Genomic DNA, 5658 nt, shown 5'->3' on the forward strand with positions numbered 1-5658 from the left:
AACGCAAAAACCCCACCTTTTGGGTGGGGTTTCTGTGAGCTGCAGTTGAAGCGAGCAGCAAATGAGGAGCCTGACGATTACCTACTTTCACACGGGAATCCGCACTATCATTGGCGTGGAGTCGTTTCACGGTCCTGTTCGGGATGGGAAGGGGTGGTACCAACTCGCTATGGTCATCAGGCATGAGGGGGTGTTGCGCTGGGGTTTGCTCAGCGCAACCAATCTGGGGAAGAAGTAGTCGAGCGCATGGGTTGAGCACGCCTCGTTATTACTGGTGTTGCTTGGGGTTGTGTTTGTTACTAGGCACAACACTGATCTCAACCGTGGCGTGCACTGTCGATTGACCGCCCCCCTTCGGGGGTGGGGTCCAGCTAAGCGCTCGCGCGCTAACTTTGACCGACATAAAACACACTGGTTATAGGATCAAGCCTTACGGGCAATTAGTATCAGTTAGCTTAATGCATTACTGCACTTCCACACCTGACCTATCAACGTCCTGGTCTAGAACGACCCTTCAAGGAGCTCGAAGCTCCAGGGATATCTCATCTCAAGGCGAGTTTCCCGCTTAGATGCTTTCAGCGGTTATCTCTTCCGAACATAGCTACCCGGCGATGCCACTGGCGTGACAACCGGTACACCAGAGGTTCGTCCACTCCGGTCCTCTCGTACTAGGAGCAGCCCCCTTCAAATATCCAACGCCCACGGCAGATAGGGACCAAACTGTCTCACGACGTTTTAAACCCAGCTCACGTACCTCTTTAAATGGCGAACAGCCATACCCTTGGGACCGGCTACAGCCCCAGGATGAGATGAGCCGACATCGAGGTGCCAAACACCGCCGTCGATATGAACTCTTGGGCGGTATCAGCCTGTTATCCCCAGAGTACCTTTTATCCGTTGAGCGATGGCCCTTCCATACAGAACCACCGGATCACTATGACCTGCTTTCGCACCTGCTCGACTTGTCGGTCTCGCAGTTAAGCACGCTTATGCCATTGCACTATCAGCACGATTTCCGACCGTACCTAGCGTACCTTCGTACTCCTCCGTTACACTTTGGGAGGAGACCGCCCCAGTCAAACTGCCTACCATGCACTGTCCCCGACCCGGATCACGGGCCAAGGTTAGAACCTCAAACAAACCAGGGTGGTATTTCAAGGACGGCTCCACCGAAACTAGCGTTCCGGTTTCATAGCCTCCCACCTATCCTACACAGATCGGTTCAAAGTCCAATGCAAAGCTACAGTAAAGGTTCATGGGGTCTTTCCGTCTAGCCGCGGGGAGATTGCATCATCACAAACACTTCAACTTCGCTGAGTCTCGGGAGGAGACAGTGTGGCCATCGTTACGCCATTCGTGCAGGTCGGAACTTACCCGACAAGGAATTTCGCTACCTTAGGACCGTTATAGTTACGGCCGCCGTTTACCGGGACTTCAATCAAGAGCTTGCACCCCATCATTTAATCTTCCGGCACCGGGCAGGCGTCACACCCTATACGTCCACTTTCGTGTTTGCAGAGTGCTGTGTTTTTATTAAACAGTCGCAGCCACCAGTTTATTGCAACCCCTTCACCCTTTGCGCGCAGGCGCATCAAGCTACAGGGGCGTACCTTATCCCGAAGTTACGGTACCAATTTGCCGAGTTCCTTCTCCCGAGTTCTCTCAAGCGCCTTAGAATACTCATCTCGCCCACCTGTGTCGGTTTGCGGTACGGTCTTGTTAAACTGAAGCTTAGAGGCTTTTCTTGGAACCACTTCCGATTGCTTCTTCACCTAAGTGAATGGCCTCACACCCTTGAATTACGCGCCCGGATTTGCCTAAGCGCCTTCTCCAATGCAAGGACCGGGACTTCCAACACCCGGACAACCTTCCGCGATCCGTCCCCCCATCGCATTTAACAATGGTGCAGGAATATTAACCTGCTTCCCATCAGCTACGCATTTCTGCCTCGCCTTAGGGGCCGACTCACCCTACGCCGATGAACGTTGCGTAGGAAACCTTGGGCTTACGGCGAGGGGGCTTTTCACCCCCTTTATCGCTACTCATGTCAGCATTCGCACTTCCGATACCTCCAGCACACTTTTCAATGCACCTTCACAGGCTTACGGAACGCTCTCCTACCATGCGAGATAAATCTCGCATCCGCAGCTTCGGTATATTGCTTAGCCCCGTTACATCTTCCGCGCAGGACGACTCGATCAGTGAGCTATTACGCTTTCTTTAAAGGGTGGCTGCTTCTAAGCCAACCTCCTGACTGTTTTAGCCTTCCCACTTCGTTTCCCACTTAGCAATATTTGGGGACCTTAGCTGGCGGTCTGGGTTGTTTCCCTCTTGACACCGGACGTTAGCACCCGATGTCTGTCTCCCGTGATTGCACTCTTCGGTATTCGGAGTTTGCTATGGCGTAGTAATCCGCAATGGACCCCACAACCATGACAGTGCTCTACCCCCGAAGGTGATACACGAGGCACTACCTAAATAGTTTTCGGAGAGAACCAGCTATTTCCAAGTTTGTTTAGCCTTTCACCCCTATCCACAGCTCATCCCCTAATTTTTCAACATTAGTGGGTTCGGTCCTCCAGTACGTGTTACCGCACCTTCAACCTGGCCATGGATAGATCACTTGGTTTCGGGTCTACGCCCAGCAACTGAACGCCCTATTCGGACTCGCTTTCGCTACGCCTGCCTTAATCAGTTAAGCTTGCTACTGAACGTAAGTCGCTGACCCATTATACAAAAGGTACGCCGTCACCCCTTTCAAGGCTCCGACTGTTTGTATGCATGCGGTTTCAGGATCTATTTCACTCCCCTCCCGGGGTTCTTTTCGCCTTTCCCTCACGGTACTGGTTCACTATCGGTCGATCACGAGTATTTAGCCTTGGAGGATGGTCCCCCCATCTTCAGACAGGATTTCACGTGTCCCGCCCTACTTGTCGTACACCTAGTTCCACACATCCGCTTTCGCCTACAGGGCTATCACCTGCTATGGCCACACTTTCCAGAGTGTTCGGCTAACGGTCGTGCTAAAGAGTACAGGCTGATCCCATTTCGCTCGCCACTACTTTGGGAATCTCGGTTGATTTCTTTTCCTGCGGTTACTTAGATGTTTCAGTTCACCGCGTTCGCTTCTCTGAGCCTATGGATTCAGCTCAGGATGACCCAGAAGGGCCGGGTTTCCCCATTCGGACATCGACGGATCAAAGCTCGTTTGCCAGCTCCCCGTCGCTTTTCGCAGGCTACCGCGTCCTTCATCGCCTGTGATCGCCAAGGCATCCACCACATGCACTTGTTCGCTTGACCCTATAACGAGTGTGTCTCTCCGACACCCCGCCATAGGTTGAGTATTCGTGTTGCGCCGTATTCCAAGAGCAATCTTTCGATTCCCCTTTTCATACATTGATACAATCACAACCCTGATTCACCTACTCACACACCCATCTCTAAGTGTATTTTCGTGAATCTCTTTACTACTTCTTCCAGATTGTTAAAGAACGACAGCATCACTTAAAGCGCCTTGCCTTAAATGACTCACTGACTGGCTCAATCGCCAATGCATAATCACTCTCTATTCAAGAATCCTATGCGTTGGTGATTGGTGGAGGATGACGGGATCGAACCGACGACCCCCTGCTTGCAAAGCAGGTGCTCTCCCAGCTGAGCTAATCCCCCAGTACCTTGATGCTGAAGGGTCCGTAATTCCTTTTGACGGTGATTAACTTCTCGTTAGCCACCTTCAAGCGAATCATGGTGGGTCTGGTTGGATTCGAACCAACGACCCCCGCCTTATCAAGACGGTGCTCTAACCAACTGAGCTACAGACCCTTAGCCTGTCTTCTTACAGCCGATAAGCGTGAGCGCTTTAGTGCTTCGTTTGAAGCGTTGAGCTCGAGAAAGGAGGTGATCCAGCCGCACCTTCCGATACGGCTACCTTGTTACGACTTCACCCCAGTCATGAATCCTACCGTGGTGACCGTCCTCCTTGCGGTTAGACTAGCCACTTCTGGTAAAACCCACTCCCATGGTGTGACGGGCGGTGTGTACAAGACCCGGGAACGTATTCACCGCGGCATGCTGATCCGCGATTACTAGCGATTCCAGCTTCACGTAGTCGAGTTGCAGACTACGATCCGGACTACGATCGGTTTTCTGGGATTAGCTCCCCCTCACGGGTTGGCAGCCCTCTGTTCCGACCATTGTATGACGTGTGAAGCCCTACCCATAAGGGCCATGAGGACTTGACGTCATCCCCACCTTCCTCCGGTTTGTCACCGGCAGTCTCCTTAGAGTGCTCTTGCGTAGCAACTAAGGACAAGGGTTGCGCTCGTTGCGGGACTTAACCCAACATCTCACGACACGAGCTGACGACAGCCATGCAGCACCTGTGTATCGGTTCTCTTTCGAGCACCCCCACCTTTCAGCAGGGTTCCGACCATGTCAAGGGTAGGTAAGGTTTTTCGCGTTGCATCGAATTAATCCACATCATCCACCGCTTGTGCGGGTCCCCGTCAATTCCTTTGAGTTTTAATCTTGCGACCGTACTCCCCAGGCGGTCAACTTCACGCGTTAGCTACGTTACTAAGTCAATGAAGACCCAACAACTAGTTGACATCGTTTAGGGCGTGGACTACCAGGGTATCTAATCCTGTTTGCTCCCCACGCTTTCGTGCATGAGCGTCAGTATTGGCCCAGGGGGCTGCCTTCGCCATCGGTATTCCTCCACATCTCTACGCATTTCACTGCTACACGTGGAATTCTACCCCCCTCTGCCATACTCTAGCTCGCCAGTCACAAATGCAGTTCCCAGGTTAAGCCCGGGGATTTCACATCTGTCTTAACGAACCGCCTGCGCACGCTTTACGCCCAGTAATTCCGATTAACGCTCGCACCCTACGTATTACCGCGGCTGCTGGCACGTAGTTAGCCGGTGCTTATTCTTCCGGTACCGTCATCCTCCCACCGTATTAGGGCAGAAGTTTTCTTTCCGGACAAAAGTGCTTTACAACCCGAAGGCCTTCTTCACACACGCGGCATTGCTGGATCAGGGTTTCCCCCATTGTCCAAAATTCCCCACTGCTGCCTCCCGTAGGAGTCTGGGCCGTGTCTCAGTCCCAGTGTGGCTGGTCGTCCTCTCAGACCAGCTACAGATCGTCGCCTTGGTAGGCCTTTACCCCACCAACTAGCTAATCTGCCATCGGCCGCCCCTATAGCGCGAGGTCTTGCGATCCCCCGCTTTCTTCCGTAGATCGTATGCGGTATTAATCCGGCTTTCGCCGGGCTATCCCCCACTACAGGACACGTTCCGATGTATTACTCACCCGTTCGCCACTCGCCACCAGGGTTGCCCCCGTGCTGCCGTTCGACTTGCATGTGTAAGGCATGCCGCCAGCGTTCAATCTGAGCCAGGATCAAACTCTTCAGTTCAATGCCTGTTACTGTTTTCTATTCTTCCGAATAGGTCGCTCACTCAACGTACTGACAAGTTCCTCCCATCTTCCCTTTTACAGAAAGACGCTCAAAACCTACCTTAATACTAGTGTGAGACTTGATACTTTCGCTTCACGGCAGCGCCTCCGAAGAAACACCGCCACCCTCCAAAGCCAAGCACCAAGCGCCCACACTTATCGGCTGTTAGTTTTTAAAGAACATGCGCCAAAACCG

Annotated in this window: 2 tRNA genes and 3 rRNA genes; all 5 read right to left on the bottom strand. The window is 52.7% G+C overall.

The window, feature by feature from the left end:
• Positions 1–68: 68 nt before the first annotated feature.
• The 5 genes from rrf to EOS_RS43050 all read right to left on the bottom strand — a co-directional run bounded on the left by rrf (position 69) and on the right by EOS_RS43050 (position 5421).
• Positions 69–181 (bottom strand): 5S ribosomal RNA (gene rrf / locus EOS_RS43030).
• A gap of 238 nt (positions 182–419) precedes the next feature.
• Positions 420–3300: ribosomal RNA gene (locus EOS_RS43035) — 23S ribosomal RNA — on the bottom strand.
• A 293-nt stretch (positions 3301–3593) separates the two neighbouring features.
• Positions 3594–3669, bottom strand: a tRNA-Ala gene (locus EOS_RS43040).
• A 76-nt stretch (positions 3670–3745) separates the two neighbouring features.
• A tRNA-Ile gene (locus EOS_RS43045) sits at positions 3746–3822 on the bottom strand.
• Between the two features lie 68 nt (positions 3823–3890).
• Positions 3891–5421, bottom strand: a 16S ribosomal RNA gene (locus EOS_RS43050).
• The 16S, 23S and 5S rRNA genes sit together here with 2 tRNA genes alongside, the layout of an rRNA operon.
• Positions 5422–5658: the final 237 nt, after the last annotated feature.

This window comes from Caballeronia mineralivorans PML1(12) (assembly GCF_001028175.1).
GTDB classification, from domain to species: Bacteria; Pseudomonadota; Gammaproteobacteria; order Burkholderiales; family Burkholderiaceae; genus Caballeronia; species Caballeronia mineralivorans.